The organism is Bacteroides faecis MAJ27 (assembly GCF_900106755.1).
Classification (GTDB): Bacteria; Bacteroidota; Bacteroidia; order Bacteroidales; family Bacteroidaceae; genus Bacteroides; species Bacteroides faecis.
Genome location: NZ_FNNN01000004.1, coordinates 23,256 through 48,960 on the forward strand (window position 1 = coordinate 23,256; position 25,705 = coordinate 48,960).

Consider the following 25,705-nt stretch of genomic DNA (forward strand, 5'->3'; position numbering starts at 1 on the left):
GTTTCTTCAACGTTTTGAGACCCAAAATAAAATAATTCCGATGATCAATAATGCCAGTGGCAACAGATAGCCGGACAATGAACCCAGCAATGACATCACCAGACCGATATTCATCACCAACCAAAGTCCCAACAGCACAAAACCAACCGACTTATCGCGTTTGAATATCAAAAAACAAATAGAGGCATACAACAATAAATTGTCCTTATTCATCACCCAAGACAAACCGATAGAGGCGAAAGGAAGTAGTTTATTGATCAGAAAAAGAGTTCCGATGACAATAAAGGTGACGGCAGTTGCCTTATAAGTATCTTTATTATTATTGGCTTTGACAGCTCCCATCGTTATTTTCCTCCGAACTTATTGATATGAATTTTCTCCCATTGGAGATGTTCTTCGTTGAATGGTTTACGTTCCATCCCTTTATGCCCGATAGCAATTACGGAAAGAATCTGAAGCTGTAAAGGAATATCCAGAATTCCATGAATAAATTCATCTGAAGGCATTCCTGTAGCGGTGAAACGCTCGCGAACCTGCACCCAGCAGCTGCCCAATCCTAAATCTTCCGCCTGCAACTGTATCATGATGGAAGCAATAGAAGCATCTTCAATCCAGACATCACTCGCCAACGGATCTGCCATCACGACAATAGCCAAAGCAGCGTCTGCGATGAAAGAAGAGGCCTGTTCCTTGCAATGAGACAGTTCTTTCAGCATTTCTTTATCATCGACTACTACAAACTGCCAGCTATTACTGCGCTTGGAGCTAGGTGACATCAAGGCAGCCTTCATCAAAGCTACGACCTCATCCTGAGTCAACTCCTCATCAGTAAATTTGCGCATACTACGGCGATTCTTTATCAGTTCACTGAAATTTTCCATATTATTTCCGTTTTCATTTGATTTATGTATGCAAAGATAACGCAAACCAACCGTAATCAGAAATGAAATTGTATCTTTGCACTGAGAAATATATTCATTATGAAAAAACGAATTACACAAGACGATTACATTAAAGCGAATCGTAAAGCCAACCGTGAAGCAGAAATTAAAGAACACGGGCACCCCGTTTGTTACAAACGAGTGCATGAGTCAAAGAGAGTATATAACCGCAGAAAGATAAAGGCAGCCGATAAAAAGCTGCCTTATTTTTTTGTACTCAGGATAGTGACGCTATGAGGCAGACATAGTGACGCTATCCGACGCTTATAGTGACGGTATCACAACAGGATAGCGTCACCATAATCACAGGCCACTTTCAACGGAACCAGAACAATAACTTTCCTATACAATACGAGTTAATTCTCCGGTAGTAGAATCTATAATAAATCCATAAACCTTCACGTCTGACGGAATCAAAGGATGGCGTACGATAAAATCGACAGTACCCCTTACAGACTTTTCGGTATCTTCAAACCCATCCAGCCAACTGTGAAAATCGACTCCACAGAAACGCATCATATCAATATAATCAGCTTTAATGCCACGCGCCTTCATCTTTTCGAGCATTTCTTCGCTATGCATATGGCATGCACCACAGTCCGAATGAGCAATCACCATTATTTCTTCCACACCCAGCTCAAAGATGCCAACCAGTAAACTACGAATGACGCTGCCGAAAGGATGGGAAATAACACCTCCCGCATTTTTGATCATTTTCACGTCTCCGTTTTTAATGCCCAGTGCAGCAGGAAGCAATGCTGTCAAACGGGTATCCATACAAGATAAGATCGCTATTTTTTTATCAGGATATTTATTGGTAATATACTTTTCATATCCTTTGTTCTCAACGAACTGTTTGTTATAAGCAAGTATTTCATCTAACATAATCGTAACGCTTTTAGAAATGTTTTGTTGATACGCAAAAATAAGAAAAAGTATGCATAAATAATAAAGCCGGACAAGAATAATTCCTGTCCGGCTTTATTATTTATAATCGATTATTAAGTAATAGACTAATAACCAGGATTCTGACCAAACTCTGCCGGATTATTAATAGCCTCCAGATACTTGGTAGGAATAGGACGCAGATAGAAATCTTTCTTAAAGCTTTCAGCAGCACGTTTGTTGTAGCTAGCCAAGCGAGTTTCAAAAGCTCCGTTACGTTTCAGCAAATACCAACGGGAACACTCACCGCAAAGCTCACGGGCATACTCATCGAAAACATAATTCAGGTCAACCTGTGACTCACTTACAGTACCGGCACCGGCACGCGTACGGAGTACATTGATATATCCTGCAGCATCCCCCTTATTCAGACGAACAGACGCTTCGGCTGCAATCAGGTAAACCTCTGCCATACGCATTATCATCACATCAATCGTTTTTTTCTGAACATTTGCACCTACAAATTTATTACCCGGCATATTGAACTTTGAAAGAGCCGGATAGATAGACAACCACAATGAACTACCCGTACTAGGTTTATCATAAGTAGCACGTGCCGTACCATTCTCATCATATAAGTCATATACATTAAGAACCAAGCCCGGATATTGAGTTTTTTCCTCTTCTGTCAAAGTCTTCAAAGAACAATAAATGGCATATTGATGAGCCTCAGCCGGATCTAAAGGCAGGGCAGGATGAAGGATGTTACCTTCTGTTTTCTCCTGAGTAGTTTTAGCTGTTCCATCTGTATTCCAGATAGCCAACTGACAGTAATTAGCGTCATTTGTACTATTGGATTCTAAATTAAAATGAGGATACACTTTCTTGCCTATATTAGATGCCGGAATACCAAACTTAGTAGCAAGCGTGCTTGTGATTTCTTTAGCACACGCAGAACCTCCATACTCATAAGTGGCCCCCCATGCCGGTATGGAATAAGACGAGTAAGCAGAGATAAATGAATAACGAAAACGAGTGTCATTCATATCAGCCGCAAAACAGTCCATCAGGTATTTGGAAGGCAAGAAGATATTACTATTAGGACGACCATAAACAAAGTTTGAAGTTTTGTCTACCAATCCCAAATCCGTATACGTTCCTAAAGAAGGTAAGAAATGACGGAACATTTCACTCTGTGAGTAGTTACCATTAGTGTAAGCATCTGAATTTCTTTCAGCACCCGCAGCAATAAACAAGGCTTCTTTATTGTCACGATTATTATTCTCATTGAATACATCGGCAAAGGTGGGATGCATATACCACTCATAAGTCGCTTTGTTATTAATCATGGTTGTTGCTGTATCATAAGCTTTTTCCAGAAAGCTGACTCCATCGGTATCTTTCAAATCATAGCCGGCACCATTAATGTATGCACGGGCCAATAATCCCATAGCCGATTTCTTCGTAACACGACTATAGTAGTCACTGAAACTTACGGGTAAATTCTCTACGGCAAATTTCAAGTCTTCGATAATAGCAGCATAAATTTCGGGGACGGTGGAACGATGAGCCGCAAAAGAAATATTCTCACTGTCAGCAGCTTTCAACTGCAAATCGATATTGCCAAACTGTTCCACAAGATTCATATAATAGTAAGCACGCAGACATCTGGCCTGTGCCACACATTCTTTGATATCATTCTCATCTCCTGTTACATTCTCTGCTCCATCAATTACAATATTACAGCTATTAATGCACAGATAAGAATATTGCCACACTTTATAATAATAGCTATCATCGGTTTTCATGCCGTTATAACTATGGTAACGTTGATAACTGGAACCCGATTTCGGTTCTTCCCAAATATCAGTACCCGCTTCGGTACAAACCAGGTAATCACTACTTTGATAGATATTATTGATCAAGGCTGTATAACACGAGTTAGTAAATGCCTTATAAGTTTCCAATGTATAAGAACCATCGGAGAACTGCCCCGAGTTGTTGGGGTTCACTTCATCAAGACTGCAAGAGCCCCAAGAAAAAACTCCGGCAACAAGTAGAACTAAACTATATATCTTTTTCATATTGCTATTTTTTAGAAAGTTAAATTAAGACCAAATATGCAATCACGAGACAATGGGAAGTTAATGCTGCCGTTCATTTCCGGGTCGTAATTCTTCACATATTTGCTTGGCGAATAAGTAAACAGATTGGTCATTGTCGCATAAATTCTCAAGTTACTGATACCAAAACGTTTTGTAAGTTTACCAGGCAGCGTATAGCCTAATGTTACGTTTTTCAGTTTAAAGAATGAACCATCCACATAATACATAGAATCATATCCCTCATACGCACTTCTATCCTTAGTCTGGTCAATAGCATAGAACAAAACATTCTGATCTGCCTCGATTGTCTTATCATAGTAAGTAAAATAAGTAGGAATGTTATAATCCGGATTAGGTGAATATTTACCTATTACACTACCATAGTTCATCATCTGCCCCCAACGTGCGTAAAGGAAGATAGACAAATCAAAGTCTTTGTACCTGAAGTTGTTTTTGAAACCCAGCGTCCAGTCCGGAGTATTACGCCCTATTACCTGACGGTCATAATCCGCACGCACACTGTAGGGGTTTTCTGCAGTAATATCAACGCGCTCTCCTTCAGGATTCATATAGTAGTAACCATTTCCGTCTTTTTTCACACTAGGTAAATCCAGCTTAATATCACCCGGTTCGCACCCGAACAAAGCGGCAGTTTCTTTTTCGCTATACTGCCAAATACCAAGTACCTTATATTTATAGAAAGAACCGACTCCCTCACCTACTTTAAACACCATGTCCCCCTTCTTTGCATTGAACATCATATCCTGCCCATCAATCAAAGATTTTATTTTTTCTTTGTTAGCAGTAAATGTCACTGTTGAACTCCAAGTGAAGTCCTTCTTCACAATATTGCGGGTATTAAGAGCCATTTCAATACCACGATTTTCTGTTTCAGCAGCATTCTTATTCATTTTATAAGGAGTACTGCCGTTATAATTACCCATAATAGAAGTTGGCAATGCTTGCGAAAGAATAACATCCGTTGTCTTTGTCTTATATAAATCCAATGTCAGATCAATACGATTATTTAGAAAGCTGGCATCAATACCAATATTCAAGTCATGGGTCTTTTCCCAAGTTAGATTGCGGTTAGTAATATATTCCGTAAATTTAGCTGACGGAACAGTCATACCACCCAAAGAAGTAGTTACATTTTCCAAAGATGCCATTGAGCTATACTCAGCGATACCGGCAGTAGTTCCGGCAACACCATAACCGACACGCAATTTCAAGTTATCCAGCCAGTTCTTTGTTCCAGCCATGAATGCTTCATCTGAAATTCTCCAGCCTACGGAAACAGCAGGGAACAGATTCCATCTGTTGTCCTTTGACAAACGAGAATCTGCTTCATAACGACCGGAAGCAGAGAACAAGTATTTACCTTTATATGAGTAATTGACACGTCCGATAAAGCCCATTCCTTTGGACATCAGATATTTGCTGCTCAGTTTCTTATTATCAGCATTCTGTAATGCATACCACAACATATCATTCGTTGCCGGATTCTCACCATAGACATAATACTCCTCACTCTGATTATAATTCCAGGAGGTAACACCTGTCACAGTCAGATCATGATCTTTATTAAAAGTATTGTGGTAAGCAACGATATTTTCCCATTTATAATTATAACCTGTCTTATTGGTAGCTTCACCATACGCAACCGTACTACCTTTCAACACATTATAAGAACCTTCTCCCATAAATTTACCTGAACGGGATTGAGAATAACTGCCACCAAGTTGAGACTTAACAGATAAACCTTTTACCGGTTTCCATTCAAGATAAGCGTCAACATACGCCTTTCCTGCTTTTGTATTGTTCTTATAAACCCCATCCTGTTCATCTGCCAATGGATTCGGGTCTGATGATGAACCGGGAATCGGGAATTCTGTGATAGAACCATCTTCATTGTAAGGAACGCCCAAAGGTGTAGAGAACAACGCTCTTTCTAAAACCGCATTCCGCGAATTCTTGTTGGAGAAAGATGCCTGAACATTAATACCGGCATTAATCCACTTATTGATTTCCTGATCTATACGGACACGGGTAGAGTATACTTTGTAGTTATCATTTTCGTACATACTCTTCTCATCAGTGTAGTTTAGTGAGAAATAAGCTTTCGTCTTCTCAGTCCCCCCTGCTACAGAAATACTATAGTTCTGCTTCAAACCTGAATGTAAAACTTCATCTCCCCAATTTACCCATTGGTTATTTTTGATAGCATCATATCTTTCACCAAAAATTTCTTCCTCATTCGTAGTACCGACAGGCTTATATGAATCTTTTATATAATTAAGATATGAGTCACCTGTACGCATTTTAGGAACTCGGGCACCCAAAGTAGTTCCGGCATAAGCATTGAAATTGATGACCGGCTTTCCACTCTTAGCTCCTTTTGTTGTCACAATAATAACACCATTTGCACCACTTGAACCGTAGATAGCGGTAGAAGAAGCATCTTTCAATACTTCAATAGATTCAATATCATTGGGATTCAATGTAGCAATATCACCCGGCATGCCATCAATAATATAAGTCGGTTTGAATGCACTGGAAGAAATATTACCATCATCATCCAACTGTAAAGAACGGGTACCACGCAACTGAACTGTTGGTGACGAACCCGCCTGACCGGAAGAATTAGTGATGTCCAGACCTGCAATTTTACCTTGCAACGCATCCATCGGATTCACTCCCGGATTCATGGTAATATCTTCCGATTTTACAGAAGCCACAGCACCTGTCAAATCACGTTTCTTCACTGCACCATAACCAATAACTACGACCTCATCCAAAGCTTGTGTATCTGGCACCATCTTTAGATTCAGCGGTGCATTTCCGGTCACTGCAACAGTTTGCTCTTTATATCCTATATAAGAAACAACCAATTCTTTACTTCCAGCCGGAAGATTAATCGAAAATTTACCATCAAAATCAGTAATTGTACCTGTGCTCGTACCTTTCACCACAATAGAAACACCAATCAACGGTTCTCCATTTTCATCCAAGACAGTTCCTTTCACAGTCTTTGTTTGCATGACGGCTTGCACGGTAGTATCATTCACTCCATTTTCTGCATAAGCAGATATGGCAGAGGGGGCACACAATAAAGTCAACCCCAAAATCATGGAAACGCGTCTATGCTGTGTCTTCCAAGCTTCAACAAATGCATTCTCTCTCATTCGTCTTAATTTAAAGTTAATATTAATTTTCTTTGTTTAGTAAAATACAATTAGAGTAAATCTTTTACATAGACGTTTCCATTTTACTTCTGTACTCACAAAAAGATGGCAATAATACGAAAATTCGCTTTTCCAACTCCTTTTTTCCTCAAATATATGAAGAGAACAAAAAGACAAACTTTAGGGTAAACCAACAAAATCTCTTTTTTTTTGTTGAATGAAGAATAAAAAGTGTAAATTTGTAATTGGATGCCACTTAAACTAACGACATATTACCGCGGAAAAGATATTCCCGACTTACCGGGGAATAACACATTCCATTCCAAGGAGTTGTTTCAGATCTATGAATCGACTCCAGGGTACACTCCACTGCTGATAGTGGCGACAGAAAAAGGCAGACCGGTGGCACGTCTGCTTGCTGCCATACGCAAGACCAAAAAGTGGCTCCCCTCCTCCCTTGTCAAACAATGTGTAGTATATGGTGCAGGCGAATTTCTGAACAACTCTCTCCCGGCAAGTAAAGAGAAAGAAGAAGAAATTTTCGGTGAAATGCTGGAACATCTTACTCAGGAAGCGTCGCGCACCTGTATTCTTATTGAATTTCGCAATCTGGATAATTCAATGTTCGGCTATCGTTTTTTTCGGAAGAACGACTTTTTCCCGGTCAACTGGCTGCGTGTCCGCAATTCTCTGCACAGTACACAGAAAGCAGAAGATCGTTTCAGCCCGTCTCGTATCCGGCAAATCAAAAAGGGACTCAAAAACGGAGCGAAAGTAGAAGAAGCTCATACGGTGGAAGAAATTAAGGAATTCTCTCGAATGTTGCACAAGGTTTATTCTTCACGGATACGGAGATACTTCCCTGCCAATGACTTTTTCCGCCATATGAACAGCATGCTTATCAAAGGCAAGCAGGCAAAAATATTCATAGTAAAATACAAAGAAAAAATTATCGGTGGTTCCGTCTGCATATACTCCGGAGACAATGCCTTTATCTGGTTTTCGGGAGGAATGCGAAAGACATACGCACTGCAATCGCCCGGCATACTGGCCGTGTGGAAAGCACTTGAAGATGCCCATGAACGGGGATTCCGCCACATGGAGTTTATGGATGTAGGACTTCCTTTCCGCAAGCACGGTTATCGCGATTTTGTGCTCCGATTCGGAGGCAAACAAAGTAGTACCCGCCGTTGGTTCCGCATCAGCTGGACATGGCTGAATAATCTTTTGGTCAAATTTTATGTCTAAATGTAATCTCAAGATTACAAAACCCATCTTTAGCATCCATCCGGAGCATTTTTTATGCTTTATTCCCCAATAATTAAATGCTGAAATATTTCTTTATTAGACAAGAAATGTCTTTCTTTGTGCTGTTTTATGCCATATAAGCACATAATTAAACCATATAAAAAATATAGTTATGAAGATTTCACACATTGAGCATCTGGGCATTGCTGTTAAAAGCATCGAAGAAGCCCTTCCTTACTACGAGAACGTATTAGGTCTGAAATGTTACAACATCGAGACAGTAGAAGATCAAAAAGTAAGAACCGCTTTTTTAAAGGTAGGTGAAACAAAAATCGAATTGTTGGAACCGACTTGCCCCGAAAGTACCATTGCCAAATTTATTGAAAACAAAGGTGTAGGTGTTCATCACGTAGCATTTGCCGTAGAAGATGGCGTAGCTAATGCTTTGGCAGAAGCAGAAAGCAAAGAAATCCGCCTGATTGACAAGGCTCCCCGTAAAGGTGCCGAAGGTCTGAATATCGCTTTCCTTCACCCGAAATCAACACTGGGTGTGCTGACAGAACTCTGCGAACACTAATCATAAACTCTAAAAAAACAACAAGAACTCATGAGTAATCAACTTGAAAAAATTAAAGAGCTTATTGAACGCCGTGCCGTTGCACGCATCGGAGGCGGCGAAAAAGCAATTGCGAAGCAACATGAAAAAGGGAAATACACAGCGCGTGAGCGTATAGCCATGCTGTTGGATGAGGGTAGCTTCGAAGAAATGGACATGTTCGTTGAGCACAGATGCACGAACTTCGGCATGGAGAAAAAACACTATCCGGGTGATGGTGTAGTTACCGGTTGCGGTACTATCGAAGGTCGTCTCGTATATCTTTTTGCACAGGACTTTACCGTTACTGCAGGTTCACTGTCGGAAACTATGTCACTGAAGATCTGTAAGATTATGGATCAGGCAATGAAGATGGGTGCTCCTTGTATCGGTATCAACGACTCGGGTGGTGCACGTATCCAGGAAGGTATTAACGCTTTGGCAGGTTACGCAGAAATCTTCCAGCGCAATATCCTTGCTTCGGGTGTCATTCCACAGATTTCCGGTATCTTTGGTCCTTGTGCCGGTGGTGCCGTTTATTCTCCGGCACTGACTGACTTCACACTGATGATGGAAGGTACTTCCTACATGTTCCTTACAGGTCCGAAAGTAGTGAAAACTGTTACCGGTGAGGACGTAAGCCAGGAAAACCTCGGCGGAGCAAGCGTTCACTCTACCAAATCGGGCGTTACTCATTTCACTGCAAAAACAGAAGAAGAAGGTCTGGCATTGATCCGCACATTGCTAAGCTATATTCCTCAAAATAATCTTGAAGAAGCTCCATACGTGGATTGCACAGATCCAATCGATCGTCTGGAAGATTCTCTGAACGATATTATTCCTGATAGTCCTAACAAACCGTATGACATGTACGAAGTAATCAGCGCTATCGTGGACAATGGTGAATTCCTGGAAATCCAGAAAGATTACGCCAAAAATATTATTATCGGTTTTGCCCGTTTCAACGGCCAGTCGGTAGGTATCGTGGCTAATCAGCCTAAGTATCTTGCCGGTGTACTTGACAGTAACGCATCCCGTAAAGGCGCACGCTTCGTTCGTTTTTGCGATGCTTTCAATATTCCTATTGTATCGCTGGTAGACGTACCGGGATTCCTTCCGGGAACAGGCCAGGAATACAATGGCGTTATTCTTCATGGTGCTAAGTTGCTGTATGCTTATGGCGAAGCTACTGTACCTAAAGTAACTATCACATTGCGTAAATCCTATGGTGGTTCTCACATCGTAATGAGTTGTAAACAACTTCGTGGTGATATGAACTATGCATGGCCGACAGCAGAAATCGCTGTAATGGGTGGTGCCGGCGCAGTAGAAGTATTGTACGCACGTGAAGCAAAAGAACAGGAAAATCCGGCTCAGTTCCTTGCCGAAAAAGAAGCAGAATATACAAAACTGTTTGCTAACCCTTATAATGCTGCCAAATATGGTTACATTGATGATGTAATCGAACCACGTAACACTCGTTTCCGTGTTATCCGTGCTTTGCAGCAGTTACAGACAAAGAAACTGTCTAACCCAGCAAAGAAACATGGTAATATTCCGTTGTAATCTAACTTTTCACATTAAAACAAGAACGATTATGAACAAAACCAAAATCGGAATATTCTTTTCTTTACTGTTGCTGATTGGATTGACTTCCTGCGGTGAGCAAAAGTCAAACAATAAGCTAATGCTGAACGAAGTCCTGATAGACAATCAAAATAACTTTCAGGATGACTACGGTTTGCACAGTGCATGGATTGAAATATTCAACAGATCATACGGTAGTGCAGACTTGGCAGGTTGCTTGCTGAAGGTGAGCAGTCAGCCGGGTGATACAATTACCTATTTTATCCCGAAAGGTGATGTACTAACTTTGGTGAAACCACGCCAACACGCTCTGTTTTGGGCAGATGGCGAGCCCAATCGTGGTACTTTCCACACCAGCTTCAAACTGAATCCTGAAACAGCCAACTGGATCGGTCTTTTTGATTCCGGCAGAAATATAATTGACCAGATCGTAGTTCCGGCAAATGCACTGGGACCTGACCAATCTTACGCACGCGTAAGCGACGGAGTAGCTGACTGGGAAGTGAAAGGTGGAAGCAGTGATAAATATGTAACCCCGAGCACCAACAATAAGACTCTTAACAGCAATGCTAAGATGGAAAAATTCGAAGAACATGACTCTGCCGGCATTGGTATGTCTATTTCGGCCATGAGTGTAGTATTTTGCGGATTGATTCTTCTCTTCATTGCTTTCAAAGTTGTAGGTAAGGTTGCGGTCAATTTGAGCAAACGCAATGCGATGAAGGCTAAAGGCATCGACAAAGTCGAGGCGAAAGAGCTTTCACAAGCTCCGGGTGAAGTTTATGCTGCAATTTCTATGGCGCTACACGAGATGCAGGATGAGGTGCACGATGTAGAAGAAACGGTACTGACCATCACTCGCGTGAAACGCAGTTATTCACCGTGGAGCTCGAAGATTTACACCTTGCGTGAAAATCCTAACAGAAAGTAAATCATTCCCTAAAAAGATAAAACGATGAAAGAATATAAATATAAAATCAACGGTAACTCATATAAAGTAACCATCGGAGATATTGAAGATAATATCGCTCATGTAGAAGTGAACGGTACGCATTACAAAGTAGAAATGGAGAAACAACCGAAAACGACTCCCAAACCGGCAGTAGTGCGTCCTTTACCTAACTCACCGGCTGCACCGACTACCCAAGTAGTGAAACCAGCAGCTCCTTCTACCGGCAAATCGGGTGTCAAGTCCCCACTGCCAGGCGTTATCCTTGACATCAAAGTAAATGTAGGTGATACAGTGAAGAAAGGCCAAACTATCATTATATTGGAAGCCATGAAAATGGAAAACAATATCAATGCAGACAAAGACGGCAAAGTGACTGCCATCAATGTCAACAAGGGAGATTCTGTTCTTGAAGGTAATGACCTCGTAATTATTGAATAATATGGGAGATTTTATTAACTTTTTAGGAAATAACCTTGCCGACTTCTGGACTTATACGGGATTTGCCAATGCGACAATTGGCCATGTCGTGATGCTCCTCGTTGGTTTGTTCTTCATCTATTTGGCTATAGCCAAAGAGTTCGAACCGATGTTGTTAATTCCTATCGGATTCGGTATCCTGATCGGTAACATACCTTTCAATATGGATGCCGGACTAAAAGTCGGTATATATGAAGAAGGTTCTGTATTGAACATATTGTATCAGGGAGTAACATCCGGCTGGTATCCGCCGCTCATCTTCTTGGGCATCGGTGCTATGACTGACTTCTCGGCACTGATCTCCAATCCGAAGTTGATGCTGATCGGTGCAGCTGCTCAGTTTGGTATCTTCGGTGCATATATGATCGCATTGGAAATGGGCTTTGACCCGATGCAAGCCGGTGCTATTGGTATCATCGGTGGTGCAGACGGTCCGACGGCCATCTTCCTTTCGTCCAAACTTGCACCTAACTTAATGGGAGCCATTGCGGTATCCGCCTACTCTTATATGGCGTTAGTTCCGGTGATACAGCCACCTATCATGCGTCTGCTCACCACCAAACACGAACGTGTGATCCGCATGAGACCGCCACGTGCCGTTTCTCACACAGAGAAAGTGATTTTCCCGATTATCGGTCTGTTGCTGACTTGCTTCCTGGTTCCTTCCGGTCTGCCTCTGTTGGGTATGCTGTTCTTCGGTAACCTGTTGAAAGAAAGTGGTGTAACCCGTCGTCTGGCCAATACAGCCAGCGGTCCGTTGATTGATACGATCACTATCTTATTAGGTTTGACAGTAGGTGCTTCTACTCAGGCATCTGAGTTCCTGACACTCGATTCTATCAAGATCTTTGCTCTGGGTGCATTGTCATTTATCATTGCTACCGCTTCAGGCGTGTTGTTCGTTAAGATATTCAACATCTTCCTCAAGAAAGATAATAAGATCAATCCGTTGATCGGTAACGCAGGTGTATCTGCTGTTCCCGACTCTGCACGTATCTCACAAGTTATCGGTCTGGAATACGATCCTACCAACTACTTGTTGATGCATGCTATGGGTCCGAACGTAGCAGGTGTAATCGGTTCAGCTGTTGCCGCCGGTATCCTGTTAGGATTCTTAATGTAAGGAAGCAAGATAGTCCTGCCGGGTTTCCATTCGGAGACCGGGACAAAATACTGGATGCGGATATTGCATATAAAACGGCAATATCCGCATTTTTTATACGGTATACAATCCTTTATTCTGAGTTTCACTGTGTTATCTTCTCTTATCATTCCGTTAATCTATTCCAAAAACGCTACGAATAATTCGTAATTACAATATTTTTTAGCATCTTGCGTCTTTGTTACGACACACTAAAATAAAGATTTATGAAACGGATTATTCTTCTCACCCTCCTTTGTACCACCACCATATTGATGGCGCAACGTATAAATCATATTCAGGAAGCAATAGCAGACTACGATTATGAGACAGCACTCATTCTCATCGCCAAAGAAAAAACCACCATTCCCCTACTCTTGCAAAAAGGTAAAGCACAACGGGGACTTGGACTGAACGCGGAAGCACTTTCCACTTATCAGGAAATCATAGCCAACGATACAGCCAATACCCGTGCATACATTGAGGCAGCCGAATGCTGCCGGTCATTAGCCAAGAATCAACAAGCACTAAAATATTATGAGCAAGCACTCGATCTGAATCCGGAAAATAAATATGTACGTATTCAATACATCGGGTTATTATTATCTTTGCAGAAATTTCAAGAAGCTTTAGGAGAAAGTAGCCTGATGACAGAAAAAGACAGTTCCGCCATTGCCTTGCATCTGCAAGCGCAAAGTTTCGAAGGTATGGAAGAATTTTTGCCTGCTACAGGTTGCTACTATAATATACAAGAAAAATATCCCGACGACTATCTTGCTGCTGCCAAACTCGGCGCATTGAATATAGCCGGCTCTTATTTCGATGAAGCAATCGAAGCTACAGAAAAATATCGCCGGATTGACACGACCAATGTCGCCGTTAATCGCCAGAATGCACTGGCATATTGCCTGAATAAGGATTATCCCACTGCCATTCAACGTTATGAATATCTGGTGAGTCAAGGCGACAGTTCCTTCCATACCTGCTATTATCTGGGCATCAGTTATTATGCGGAAGAGAAATACTACGAAGCACATGACTTTCTGGAAGCCGCCCGAAAATATGATCCTGAAAACGTAAATCTACTCTATTATCTCGGGCGTGCCTGCGCCAAGACTTCATGGAAAAAGTCAGGTGTAGAGTATCTTGAGAAGGCAATTGACCTGAGCATTCCTAAAGACAGTAACATGACGCGGCTCTATATAGGCATGACCGACTGCTACAAAATGGCAGAGATGCCCAAAGAGCAGATTGAATCTATCAGAGAACGTTATCGGAAATACGACAAGCAAAATCATAAGTTATTGTATGATATGGCATTCATCTATTTCTATTCGCTGAAAGATAAGAAAAACACCGAACGCTGCCTGGAAACATTCTTAAAAACACGTCCGAAGGAAGAGAAGGAAGAAGAAGCGAAACTAAACGAAAAAGGTGAACTCGTCTTAGACACTAAGAATTACTACAATGCTGCTGCCAACTGGCTGAAAGACATTCAAAGTAAACAAAAGATAGAAGATTTCTTTTTGGGAGGAAATGTACCCGCTAAAAAAATGGAATAAACAAGTGAAAGCATAAAAAAGGCTGCAACCGTCAAACGATTGCAGCCTTTCTATTATATAAGGATAATCTCTGATTATTCAGCCAACTTATTGTCAGAACCCAGCACGTTAAGGATTTTGTGCTTGTACAGTTTTTCCATGTTGTCACGAGCCGGACCCAGATACTTACGTGGGTCGAATTCAGCCGGTTTTTCAGCGAAAGTCTTACGGATAGCAGCAGTCATAGCCAGACGAGAGTCTGAGTCGATGTTGATTTTGCAAACAGCAGACTTAGCAGCTTTACGCAATTCTTCTTCAGGAATACCAATAGCAGCTTTCAAAGCACCACCATATTTGTTGATCGTTTCCACTTCTTCTTCAGGAACTGAAGATGATCCGTGAAGTACGATAGGGAATCCCGGAAGTTTTTCCATTACAGCATCCAATACTTCGAAAGCCAATGGAGGAGGAACCATACGACCGGTAGCCGGGTCAATGTGACATTGTTCCGGAGTAAATTTGTAAGCACCGTGAGAAGTACCGATAGAGATAGCCAATGAATCGCAACCTGTACGAGTAGCGAAATCAATCACTTCTTCAGGGTCAGTATATGTGTGGTGGTCAGAAGAAACTTCATCTTCTACACCTGCCAATACACCAAGTTCACCTTCCACTGTTACGTCGAACTGATGAGCGTATTCAACAACCTTCTTAGTCAAAGCAACGTTTTCTTCATAAGGAAGATGAGAACCGTCGATCATAACTGAAGAGAAACCTGAATCGATGCAAGATTTGCAAGTTTCAAAAGTATCTCCGTGGTCAAGGTGAAGAACGATTTCAGGATGTGCGCAACCTAATTCTTTTGCGTATTCTACAGCACCCTGAGCCATGTAACGCAACAAAGTAGCGTTAGCATACTGACGAGCACCTTTAGAAACCTGAAGAATCACCGGAGATTTTGTTTCTACTGCAGCCTTGATGATAGCCTGCATCTGTTCCATATTGTTGAAGTTGAATGCTGGGATAGCGTATCCACCCTTAATAGCCTTAGCAAACATGTCTCTAGTGTTTACCAATCCTAAGTCTTTGTAATTAACCATTTTGTTTAAAGTTTATTGTTAGTGAATAAAAATTCTACGCAAAAGTAAGCATTATCCACCGAATAACGAACATCGGAAAGAAAAATATAATAGAAAAAGGTTTAAATCAATCAGCAAATATTCATCGACAAGCAGGTCTGACATTAGATTGTAATGTCCACCTAGCAAATAAACGACTAAAAGACAGTTATCTTCATCCTCTGATTATACATACCTTTATATATTATACAATCATTATAAAAACATGTATTATCAATAAAAAGCAGTAGTAATCTTGTTCCCGGAAATCACATAATTCATAAAAACAGTATAATTCACGGAAGTTTTTTCAGCAAAGCTTTTTCTATTTCAGAGAAATGTACTATCTTTGCGCTCTGAAAATGACCATTACACTATTTCTTACCAAAATAGTAACAGAATATAAATTAAAAAAACAGATACTGAAATGAAAAAAGGCCTTCATCCAGAATCATACCGTCCGGTAGTATTCAAAGATATGTCCAATGGTGACATGTTTTTGTCTAAATCAACTGTAGCAACTAAAGAAACCATCGAATTCGAAGGTGAAACTTATCCGTTGCTGAAGATTGAAATCTCAAACACTTCTCACCCGTTCTATACAGGTAAATCTACATTGGTAGATACTGCAGGTCGTGTTGATAAGTTCATGAGCCGTTACGGTGACCGTAAGAAGAAATAATTCAATCTTTCGTTAAGATGAAAAAAGAGGAGATTTCCAGCAGGAAATTTCCTCTTTTTCGTTTCATAGATAAACTAAAGGACCGTACCATTCTTCACAGAGTAGTGCGGTCCGTATATTAACTGGCTAAGGGGAACTATTACCAGGTAATATAAAAATGGTATAGTTAAGGGAATATACCATACCATTATATCATCTAATTTCCTGAAAATTATCGATTGTTAAATAGTACTATTCAGGAAAAATACTTCCTATTATCATATATAATATTCGGCAGGAAAAAAAGACGGTCCTGCTGACCCGTTGCACTACATATTACAGTCCACGAGGGATGAGATACAGTGGGCGCATTAACGCTCCACACGGGGGACAGAACCGTATATCTAAGGAAGCCACGAGCATATTCCCACATGCTCGTAGCTCAAATTCGAGAATTAAATTCTCATATCGCATTCCGCGACTGTAATACTAGTGCGGTGCAAAAGTGGGAATAATCTCTGATAAAATCAACAGAAAATGCATTTTTTATCTATAAACAATCATTTTCCTTTAATGTTGATACTAATTTCACATTTCTAATAAACCATTCTTTGCTGAACATAGTCAAGTGTCAAATTGTTTACTCCCCAAACAATGAACGACTTATGAAAAATATCTATGTGATTGCACTTGCAGCCATCCTATTGGAAGGCTGTGGACAAAAGAAAGAGATGACGGTACCCGCCACCCGACCTGTAAAAACAACCATTGTCGAGTCAAGGTCAGTGATCAGAAAAGATTTCTCCGGCATTGTAGAAGCAGTGGAGTACGTCAAGCTGGCATTCCGTGTCAGTGGACAGATCATCAACTTGCCTGTTATCGAAGGAGAGAAAGTAAAGAAGGGGCAGCTGATTGCAGCTATCGATCCCAGAGATATCGCGTTGCAGTATGCTGCCACCAAATCCGCTTACGAAACGGCTTCTGCACAAGTAGAGCGTAACAAGCGCCTGCTCTCCCGGCAAGCGATCTCTGTGCAGGAATATGAAATTAGTCTTTCCAATTACCAGAAAGCGAAATCGGAGTACGAACTGTCCACCAACAACATGCGTGATACCAAACTGACAGCTCCTTTCGACGGCTCTATCGAAAAACGTCTGGTAGAGAATTATCAGCGTGTCAATTCAGGAGAAGGGATCGTACAACTGGTCAACACCCAGAACCTGCGTATTAAATTTACCATACCGGATGTATATCTTTATCTCCTCCGTGCCAAAGATCCCCGTTTCCTTGTAGAGTTTGATACCTTCAAGGGGCATGTGTTCAAGGCTAAACTGGAGGAGTATCTGGATATATCAACCGAAGGAACTGGTATTCCGGTTAGCATTACTATTGACGATTCCTCTTTCGACCGGGATTTGTATGCCGTAAAACCCGGCTTCACTTGCAGCATCCGTTTCACAGCCGATGTAGGCCCATTGGTGCAGGATAGCTGGACAATCATACCGCTCAGTGCTGTTTTCGGCGAAAGTGACGGAAACAACATGTATGTCTGGGTAGTAGAGGACAACAAAGTGCACAAACGCAAAATCGTCGTCAATGCCCCCACAGGAGAGGCGCAAGTACTCGTGTCCGAAGGACTGAAACCCGGAGAACAAATCGTCATAGCAGGAGTATACCAGTTGGTAGAAGGAGAAAGTATTAAATCAATAGACAAATGAATTTAGCAAAATATTCACTGGATAACACGAAGATCATCTATTTCTTCCTTGCCGTGCTGCTGATTGGAGGCATTACTTCTTTTGGAAAGCTGGGCAAGAAGGAAGATGCTCCCTTCGTTATCAAATCAGCGGTCATCATGACGCGCTATCCGGGAGCCGAACCGGCAGAAGTAGAACGGCTGATCACAGAACCTATCTCCCGTGAGATACAAAGTATGGGCGGCGTGTACAAGATTAAATCAGAGTCTATGTACGGACTTTCCAAAATCACGTTTGAGCTGCAACCCTCGCTTTCCGCCAGTTCCATACCCCAGAAATGGGATGAGCTGCGACGCAAAGTACTCAATATTCAACCGCAGTTGCCTAGCGGTGCTTCCACTCCGACTGTCTCTGACGACTTCGGCGACGTATTCGGTATCTATTACGGACTGACGGCAGATGATGGCTTCACTTATGAAGAAATGCGCAACTGGGCTGAACGAATCAAGACACAAGTAGTCACTGCAGACGGTGTGATGAAAGTTGCACTGTTCGGAGTGCAGACAGAAGTAGTCAATATCTTCGTTTCTACCAACAAACTAGTGGGAATGGGCATTGATCCCAAGCAGCTGGCCAACCTGCTACAATCGCAGAATCAGATTATCAACACCGGAGAAATCCGTGCAGGCGTGCAGCAACTGCGGGTGACAGCCAACGGTATGTACACCACCATAGACGATATCCGCAATCAAGTCATCACTACCAAAGCCGGACAGGTGAAACTAGGCGATATAGCCGTTATCGAGAAAGGGTATCTCGACCCTCCTTCCAACATCATGCACGTGAACGGAAAACGGGCTATCGGTATCGGTGTATCCACCGACCCGCAAAGAGATGTAGTGCAGACGGGTGAGAACGTAAAAGTAAAACTGAACGAACTCCTCCCCCTCATGCCTGTAGGACTGCAACTGCAAAGCCTCTATCTGGAAAACGAAATCGCCAACGAGGCCAACAACGGATTTATCATCAATCTGATCGAATCCATCCTGATTGTGATCGTTATCATCATGCTAGTGATGGGACTCCGTGCCGGGTTGCTGATCGGTTCTTCATTGATTTTCTCTATTGGAGGCACACTGCTCATCATGTCTTTCTTTGGTGTCGGGCTCAACCGGACCTCACTGGCAGGATTTATCATCGCCATGGGTATGCTGGTGGACAACGCCATCGTAGTGACGGACAACGCCCAAATAGCCATTGCCCGAGGTGTAAACCGACGGAAAGCCCTGATAGACGGAGCAACCGGACCACAATGGGGCTTGCTCGGAGCAACTTTCATTGCCATCTGCTCCTTCCTGCCGCTTTACCTTGCTCCCTCTGCTGTAGCAGAAATCGTAAAACCGCTGTTTGTGGTACTTGCCATTTCACTAGGACTGAGCTGGGTACTTGCCCTGACGCAGACTACCGTATTCGGAAATTTCATTCTGAAAGCCAAAACAGGCGACAGCACGAAAGATCCATACGACAAGCCGTTCTATCATAAGTTCGCTTCCGTTCTCGGAGTATTGATCCGCAAGAAAGCAGTGACACTGGTATCCATGGTGATCCTCTTCATCATCTCGCTCATTATTATGGGAACGATGCCGCAGAACTTCTTCCCGTCGCTCGATAAGCCTTATTTCCGGGCGGATGTATTCTATCCAGACGGATACAGCATCAATGACGTAGTGAAAGAGATGAAATCGGTAGAAGAGCACCTGGCGAAGCAGCCGGAAGTAAAAAAGGTATCCATCACATTCGGCAGCACCCCGCTAAGGTATTACCTTGCCTCCACTTCCGTAGGTCCGAAACCGAATTTTGCCAATGTACTCGTCGAACTGACAGACAGTAAATATACGAAAGAATACGAAGAAGATTTTGACGGATATATGAAAGCCAATTATCCGAGTGCAATCACACGGACCAGCTTGTTCAAACTGTCCCCCGCAGTGGATGCGGCTATCGAAATCGGCTTTATCGGTCCGAATGTGGATACGCTTGTATCACTTACCAATCAGGCAATAGCCATTATGCAACAGAATCCGGATTTAATTAATATCCGCAATTCGTGGGGAAACAAAATACCCGTCTGGAAACCGGTTTACAGCCCGGAACGGGCACAACCGCTGGGTGTATCCCGACAGGGAATGGCACAGAGCATTCAGATCGGTACCACGGGAATGACTTTGGGAGAATACCGGCAGGGAGATCAGGTACTTCCTATCCTATTGAAAAATAACCAGCTGGATTCATTCCGGATCAATGATCTGCGCACATTGCCCGTATTCGGGACAGGCAACGAGACGACCAGTTTGGAACAGGTAGTATCTGAATTTGACTTCCAGTACCGGTTCTCGAACGTGAAAGACTATAACCGGCAGATGGTGATGATGGCACAATGCGACCCGCGTCGCGGGACCAATGCGATTTCCGCTTTCAACCAGGTATGGTCGCAGGTACAGCAGGAGATAAAAATACCGGAAGGATATACCATGAAGTATTTCGGTGAACAGGAAAGTCAGGTGGAATCGAATGAAGCGCTGGCCAAAAACTTACCGCTGACATTCTTCCTGATGTTTGTGACGCTGCTCTTCTTGTTCAAGACGTATCGCAAGCCGACCGTCATCCTGTTAATGCTGCCGCTGATCTTCATCGGTATCGTGCTGGGACTGCTCGTACTCGGCAAGTCGTTCGACTTCTTCTCCATATTGGGTCTGCTAGGTCTGATTGGTATGAACATCAAGAACGCTATCGTACTGGTAGACCAAATTGATTTGGAAACAGCAGCAGGCAAAAAACCGCTGGACGCAGTCATCAGTGCCACGACCAGTCGCATCATTCCGGTAGCGATGGCCTCCGGAACAACGATTCTGGGTATGTTACCGCTACTGTTTGACGCCATGTTCGGCGGAATGGCCGCCACCATCATGGGCGGACTGTTAGTAGCCTCGGCATTGACACTATTCGTCCTTCCTGTAGCCTATTGCGCCATCCACCGGATCAAAGGAGAACAATAATTATCCATTATCAACTATCCATTATCCATTAAAAGATTATCCATGAAAGAAATGAAAACTCAACTCATACTATTTTCACTGTTGCTCCTTGGCTCCACAGCCTGGGCGCAACAGCCCTGCCTGAGTCAGGAAGCCTACCGCGAAAAAGTGGAGGCTTACAGCCAGATATTGAAACAACAAAAACTAAAGACATTGGCCAGTTCGGAGGCGCGAAAGATAGCCCATACAGGTTTCCTGCCGAAAATCGACGTAAATGCAGACGGTACCCTGAACATGAGCGACCTTAGCGCATGGAACGAACCGGTGGGCGAATACCGCAACCATACCTACCAGGGAGTATTTGTCGTATCACAGCCACTCTACACAGGCGGTGCGCTCAATGCCCAACATCAGATAGCGAAGGCAGACGAAAAGCTGAACCAGCTGAACGAGGAACTCACGTTAGACCAGATTCACTATCAAAGCGATGCTGTCTACTGGAATGCCTCCGCTTCAAAAGCCATGCTACAAGCGGCCGACAAATACCAGAGCATTGTCAAACAGCAATATGACATTATTCAAGACCGTTTCGATGACGGAATGATCAGCCGTACAGATCTTCTGATGATTTCCACCCGGCTGAAAGAAGCGGAACTGCAGTATATCAAAGCGCGCCAGAATTATACATTAGCGCTGCAACAGCTGAATATTCTGATGGGAGAAGCGCCGAATACTCCTGTAGACAGCCTGTACAACATCGGAATGATCTCCGCTCCTGTCCGGATACTGCCTCTGGAAGATGTTTTGCAACGACGTGCCGATTATGCCAGTACGGAAGTAAACATCATGAAGAGCCAGGCACAACGTAAAGCGGCTCTCAGCCAGTTCAATCCCCAATTAAACATGTATTTCAGCGGTGGCTGGGCAACGGCCACACCCAACTTGGGATACGACGTATCTTTCAATCCCATCGTAGGAGTCAATCTGAATATTCCCATTTTCCGCTGGGGAGCCCGTTTCAAGACGAACCGGCAGCAGAAGGCATATATCGGAATACAAAAGTTGCAACAGAGTTATATGACGGACAATATCAACGAAGAACTGTCGGCAGCTCTCACCAAACTGACGGAAACAGAATCTCAGGTGAAAACAGCGAAAGAAAACATGAGTCTGGCAAATGAGAATCTGGATCTGGCCACTTTCTCCTACAATGAAGGAAAAGCGAGCATGGTAGATGTACTTTCCGCCCAGTTGTCATGGACGCAAGCACACACCAATCTGATCAATGCTTATCTGGCAGAGAAGATGGCTGTGGCTGAATACAAGAAGGTGACCAGCGAATAGATAAAAACAAAATTAGGCACGGATGACACGGATTTCACGGTTTTAAGAGTTGAGTAACTAAAAACCGTGTTTATCCGCGCAATCCGTGCCTAATTTTTATTGGTTGTTCTTTTTATTATGCAAGGAAGGAGATCAGTACACCCGCAGCTACTGCCGAGCCGATTACCCCTGAGATGTTACTTGCCATACAATACTGCAATACATGATTCTTCGGATCGTATTTCAACGCAATCTCATTCGCCACACGGCTTGCCATCGGAACGGCACTCAGTCCGGTAGCTCCGATCAGCGGATTAATCTTCTTCTTGGAGAATAGATTCACTAACTTCACAAAGAAGATACCACCGGTAATAGAAAGAGCAAATGCAAGGAAACCACCGATGACAATACCGATTGTCGTCCAGTTCAAGAAGGCTTCAGCCGTCATGGTTGCACCTACCGAAAGTCCGAGGAAGATAGTAGCGGCATTCATGATACTGTTGGAAGCAGCATCGAACAGACGGAAAGTATTGCTTCCGATTTCTTTCACCAGATTACCGAACATCAGCATACCGATCAAAGGTACTGCACTCGGCACGAAGAGAGCTACAATCGTAGTCACTACAATCGGGAAAATAATCTTCAGTACACGCAGATTCTTGATTTCCGTCTTCGAAGGATATTTCTTTTCCTGTTCCTTCATGTTGATGCTCAGTTCTTTCTTAGTACAGAACAGCTTCACTACCAACGGAATGATCACAGGCACCAGTGCCATATAAGAATAAGCGGCAATAGCGATCGGACCCAGCAAATGCGGAGCCAGCTTGATCGTTGTAAAGATGGCTGTCGGTCCGTCCGCACCACCGATAATACCCAGTGAAGCAGCTTCTTGCGGAGTGAATCCCATCAGGATGGCTACCAGCAGAACAGTAAAGATACCTAACTGTGCAGCAGCTCCAAAGATGGAAAGATGCAGATTACGCAACATCGGTCCGAAGTCCGTCAACGCACCGACCCCCATAAAGATGATCGGAGGCAGGAAACCGGTCTTGATCAGCATATAATAGATGAAGTTCATAATTCCCAGTTCATGCGCAATGTCATGCAAAGGCATTTCCCAGATATTCTTCATCACACCGTTTATCATCACCATACCATTCTCATCTGCCTGTATCACTCCCATATCTCCTCCGGGGAAGTTGGCAAGCAACACACCGAAAGCAATCGGAACAAGCAGCAGCGGTTCGTACTGTTTCTTGATACCCAGATAAAGCAGGACGAACGCGATGGCATACATTATCAGGAACTGCGGTTCGGCAATGATATTGCTGAACGCAGTCATGTCATATAAGTTCTCAAATATCTCGTTCATTATCCTATCTTCATTAATACATCATCTTCTGAAACAGTGTCTCCCGGATTGGCGCAGATGGCAGTTACCGTACCGCTAAATTCAGCACGGATGGCGTTGTAAGTCTTCATAGCTTCCACATAGCAAAGCACATCACCCTCTTTTACCGCATCACCTACTTTCAAGGCAGCTTCCTGCGCATTCTTCACCAAGAAGAATTTACCTTCCAATGGAGAAAGGACATCCTGACCTTCCCCTGCCGGAGCCGCAGCCACAGGTGCAGCAGGCAGTTCGGCATCACCATAAGCTACTGTCACACGATAAGCCTGTCCGTCCACCTGTACAGTCAGTGTTTTTGGTTTTGCATCTTCTTCCGGCGATTTATCTTTCTCGGCACGACGTTTTACCACGTCTGCCAGGAAGTCTTCCTTCGCTTTTCCACTCTTGTAAGCCTCATACTGAGCCGGATGCATGGCATATTCGAAGAGTTCTTCGTCGTCCTCTCCCACTTCCCATTTGTTTTCCTTCATCAGCTTGCGATACTTGTCGAGTGAGTCGGGGTAATTGTCCTGCGGATTACCTTCGAAGAATTTACGTCCTTCACGTTCGGCTTTCTCGATGATTTCGGGAGCCAGTGTACCCGGCAGGCGTCCTGCTTTACCCAGCAGCATATCCCAGATATCGTCGGCAATCATTCCCCAGCGTTCCTTGCCTTTTTCCATTGCCATCACATTCATCATGGCAAGGTTCTTCACGTACTGGCTGAACGGAGTTACCAATGGAGGATAACCGACGCGGGGCCATACATACGCCACTTCGTTGAATAGCTTGATCAGCAACTGATCCTGTGTCATAAACGGCAGGTTATGTTTGGCTTTATACTTGTTGATAGATTCCAGATTCGATTCGAGGTCAGCCATCAGACTACCCATCATACCGCCAGGAAGTCCCGGACCGATCAGCAGCGAGTTCATCAGACGGTTCTTTGGGCTGATATACAAGCCAAGGAAGTCATCCATAAATTCCTGAATCAGCGCACGCACTTTCATGTAGGCTTCCATATTGATTTCCGGTACCTGATATCCGGCATCTTTCAGCATAGCCTGTACGCTGAGAAGATCGGCGTGTCCCGTACCCCATGAAAGCGGTTCCATACCTACGTCAATGTAGTCGCAACCGGCTTCGCATACTTCGAGGATGCTTGCCATGTTGAAACCGGGACCGGCATGACTATGATACTGAATAGGAATTTCAGGATGTGCCGCTTTGATATTGGCCACGATCTTGCCCAATGAAACGGGGCGGCCGATACCTGCCATGTCTTTGATGCAAATCTCGTCCGCCCCCAGCTTGATAAGTTCTAACGCCATATTGGTGTAGTACTCTACCGTGTGGATCGGCGAATGGGTGATGCAGAGTGAACACTGTGAGATCATGCCTGCCTCTTTGGCATACGTGATGGAAGGAGCGATATTGCGTACGTCGTTCAATCCGCAGAATGTACGGGTGATATCTGTGCCTTGTGCTTTCTTTACTTTGTAGAACAACTTGCGGACGTCTGCCGGAACGGGGCTCATACGGAGTCCGTTCAATGCACGGTCGAGCATGTGTGTCTGTATGCCGGCTTCGTGGAACGGCTTCGTCCATTCGCGCACGGCTCTATTCGGGTTTTCACCAAACAATAAATTCACTTGTTCAAAACCTCCGCCATTTGTTTCTACACGGGCGAAACAGCCCATTTCAATGATGGCAGGAGCTACCTTTACGAGTTGGTCTACACGAGGTACATATTTTCCGGCAGATTGCCACATATCTCGGAAAACCAGACTAAACTTAACTTCTCTTTTCATGTTTTTCTATGAT

20 protein-coding genes are annotated in these 25,705 nt (G+C 43.3%); 12 read left to right on the top strand and 8 right to left on the bottom strand.

What is annotated here, in order from left to right; genetic code table 11:
- Positions 1–6 precede the first annotated feature (6 nt).
- Both BLW31_RS04760 and BLW31_RS04765 read right to left on the bottom strand, forming a co-directional pair.
- Positions 7–342, bottom strand: a complete 336-nt coding sequence (locus BLW31_RS04760) for a hypothetical protein (RefSeq protein ID WP_010538910.1) — start codon at positions 340–342, stop codon at positions 7–9.
- 2 nt (positions 343–344) lie between these two features.
- Complete coding sequence (locus BLW31_RS04765; RefSeq protein ID WP_010538911.1) at positions 345–881, bottom strand: nitroreductase family protein; 537 nt, start codon at positions 879–881, stop codon at positions 345–347.
- A 99-nt stretch (positions 882–980) separates the two neighbouring features.
- Between BLW31_RS04765 and BLW31_RS04770 the strand changes: the two genes are divergently transcribed.
- On the top strand, positions 981–1,178 hold the full coding sequence (locus BLW31_RS04770; protein WP_010538912.1) for a hypothetical protein: 198 nt from the start codon (positions 981–983) through the stop codon (positions 1,176–1,178).
- A 105-nt stretch (positions 1,179–1,283) separates the two neighbouring features.
- Here the strand turns inward: BLW31_RS04770 and BLW31_RS04775 are convergent, their stop codons facing one another.
- From BLW31_RS04775 to BLW31_RS04785, 3 genes are all read right to left on the bottom strand, one after another.
- Complete coding sequence (locus tag BLW31_RS04775) at positions 1,284–1,826, bottom strand: beta-class carbonic anhydrase (protein ID WP_010538913.1); 543 nt, start codon at positions 1,824–1,826, stop codon at positions 1,284–1,286.
- Positions 1,827–1,954: 128 nt separating this feature from the next.
- On the bottom strand, positions 1,955–3,910 hold the full coding sequence (locus tag BLW31_RS04780; protein ID WP_010538914.1) for a RagB/SusD family nutrient uptake outer membrane protein: 1,956 nt from the start codon (positions 3,908–3,910) through the stop codon (positions 1,955–1,957).
- An 11-nt stretch (positions 3,911–3,921) separates the two neighbouring features.
- A complete protein-coding gene (locus BLW31_RS04785) occupies positions 3,922–7,116 on the bottom strand; it encodes a SusC/RagA family TonB-linked outer membrane protein (protein WP_010538915.1) in 3,195 nt (1,064 codons plus the stop codon).
- Between the two features lie 249 nt (positions 7,117–7,365).
- Here BLW31_RS04785 and BLW31_RS04790 point away from each other — a divergent pair, with 249 nt between their 5' ends.
- From BLW31_RS04790 to BLW31_RS04820, 7 genes are all read left to right on the top strand, one after another.
- Positions 7,366–8,364, top strand: coding sequence for a GNAT family N-acetyltransferase (locus tag BLW31_RS04790; RefSeq protein WP_010538916.1), 999 nt, complete (start codon positions 7,366–7,368; stop codon positions 8,362–8,364).
- A 172-nt stretch (positions 8,365–8,536) separates the two neighbouring features.
- Positions 8,537–8,941 (top strand): methylmalonyl-CoA epimerase, encoded by a 405-nt coding sequence (gene mce, locus BLW31_RS04795; protein ID WP_010538917.1) that lies wholly within the window; start codon positions 8,537–8,539, stop codon positions 8,939–8,941.
- A gap of 30 nt (positions 8,942–8,971) precedes the next feature.
- Complete coding sequence (locus BLW31_RS04800; protein WP_010538918.1) at positions 8,972–10,525, top strand: acyl-CoA carboxylase subunit beta; 1,554 nt, start codon at positions 8,972–8,974, stop codon at positions 10,523–10,525.
- A 31-nt stretch (positions 10,526–10,556) separates the two neighbouring features.
- Positions 10,557–11,477, top strand: coding sequence for an OadG family transporter subunit (locus BLW31_RS04805; RefSeq protein ID WP_010538919.1), 921 nt, complete (start codon positions 10,557–10,559; stop codon positions 11,475–11,477).
- A 24-nt stretch (positions 11,478–11,501) separates the two neighbouring features.
- On the top strand, positions 11,502–11,936 hold the full coding sequence (locus BLW31_RS04810; RefSeq protein WP_010538920.1) for an acetyl-CoA carboxylase biotin carboxyl carrier protein: 435 nt from the start codon (positions 11,502–11,504) through the stop codon (positions 11,934–11,936).
- Between the two features lies 1 nt (position 11,937).
- On the top strand, positions 11,938–13,098 hold the full coding sequence (locus BLW31_RS04815) for a sodium ion-translocating decarboxylase subunit beta (protein ID WP_010538921.1): 1,161 nt from the start codon (positions 11,938–11,940) through the stop codon (positions 13,096–13,098).
- A gap of 245 nt (positions 13,099–13,343) precedes the next feature.
- Positions 13,344–14,678: a tetratricopeptide repeat protein gene (locus BLW31_RS04820; protein ID WP_010538922.1), complete on the top strand. Its 1,335-nt coding sequence runs from the start codon at positions 13,344–13,346 to the stop codon at positions 14,676–14,678.
- 74 nt (positions 14,679–14,752) lie between these two features.
- Here BLW31_RS04820 and BLW31_RS04825 read toward each other — a convergent pair whose 3' ends face one another.
- Positions 14,753–15,757 carry a class II fructose-bisphosphate aldolase gene (locus BLW31_RS04825; RefSeq protein WP_010538923.1) on the bottom strand — a complete coding sequence of 335 codons (1,005 nt, stop codon included), beginning with the start codon at positions 15,755–15,757 and terminating at the stop codon, positions 14,753–14,755.
- A gap of 445 nt (positions 15,758–16,202) precedes the next feature.
- Between BLW31_RS04825 and BLW31_RS04830 the strand changes: the two genes are divergently transcribed.
- The 4 genes from BLW31_RS04830 (at position 16,203) to BLW31_RS04845 (ending at position 22,512) form a co-directional block, all read left to right on the top strand.
- The gene (locus tag BLW31_RS04830) at positions 16,203–16,457 is read left to right on the top strand and encodes a type B 50S ribosomal protein L31 (protein ID WP_005678397.1); all 255 of its coding nucleotides are present in this window, start codon (positions 16,203–16,205) and stop codon (positions 16,455–16,457) included.
- 644 nt (positions 16,458–17,101) lie between these two features.
- Entirely contained in the window at positions 17,102–18,154 is a 1,053-nt protein-coding gene (locus BLW31_RS04835; RefSeq protein ID WP_010538924.1) for an efflux RND transporter periplasmic adaptor subunit, read from the top strand.
- Positions 18,151–21,189 carry an efflux RND transporter permease subunit gene (locus BLW31_RS04840; RefSeq protein ID WP_010538925.1) on the top strand — a complete coding sequence of 1,013 codons (3,039 nt, stop codon included), beginning with the start codon at positions 18,151–18,153 and terminating at the stop codon, positions 21,187–21,189. Before BLW31_RS04835 ends, BLW31_RS04840 begins: the two co-directional genes overlap by 4 nt.
- Positions 21,190–21,240: 51 nt before the next feature.
- On the top strand, positions 21,241–22,512 hold the full coding sequence (locus BLW31_RS04845; RefSeq protein ID WP_029425648.1) for a TolC family protein: 1,272 nt from the start codon (positions 21,241–21,243) through the stop codon (positions 22,510–22,512).
- A gap of 115 nt (positions 22,513–22,627) precedes the next feature.
- Here BLW31_RS04845 and BLW31_RS04850 read toward each other — a convergent pair whose 3' ends face one another.
- Positions 22,628–23,863, bottom strand: a complete 1,236-nt coding sequence (locus BLW31_RS04850) for a sodium ion-translocating decarboxylase subunit beta (protein ID WP_008763355.1) — start codon at positions 23,861–23,863, stop codon at positions 22,628–22,630.
- Positions 23,863–25,692 carry a biotin/lipoyl-containing protein gene (locus BLW31_RS04855; RefSeq protein WP_010538927.1) on the bottom strand — a complete coding sequence of 610 codons (1,830 nt, stop codon included), beginning with the start codon at positions 25,690–25,692 and terminating at the stop codon, positions 23,863–23,865. Before BLW31_RS04855 ends, BLW31_RS04850 begins: the two co-directional genes overlap by 1 nt.
- Between the last annotated feature and the right edge of the window lie 13 nt (positions 25,693–25,705).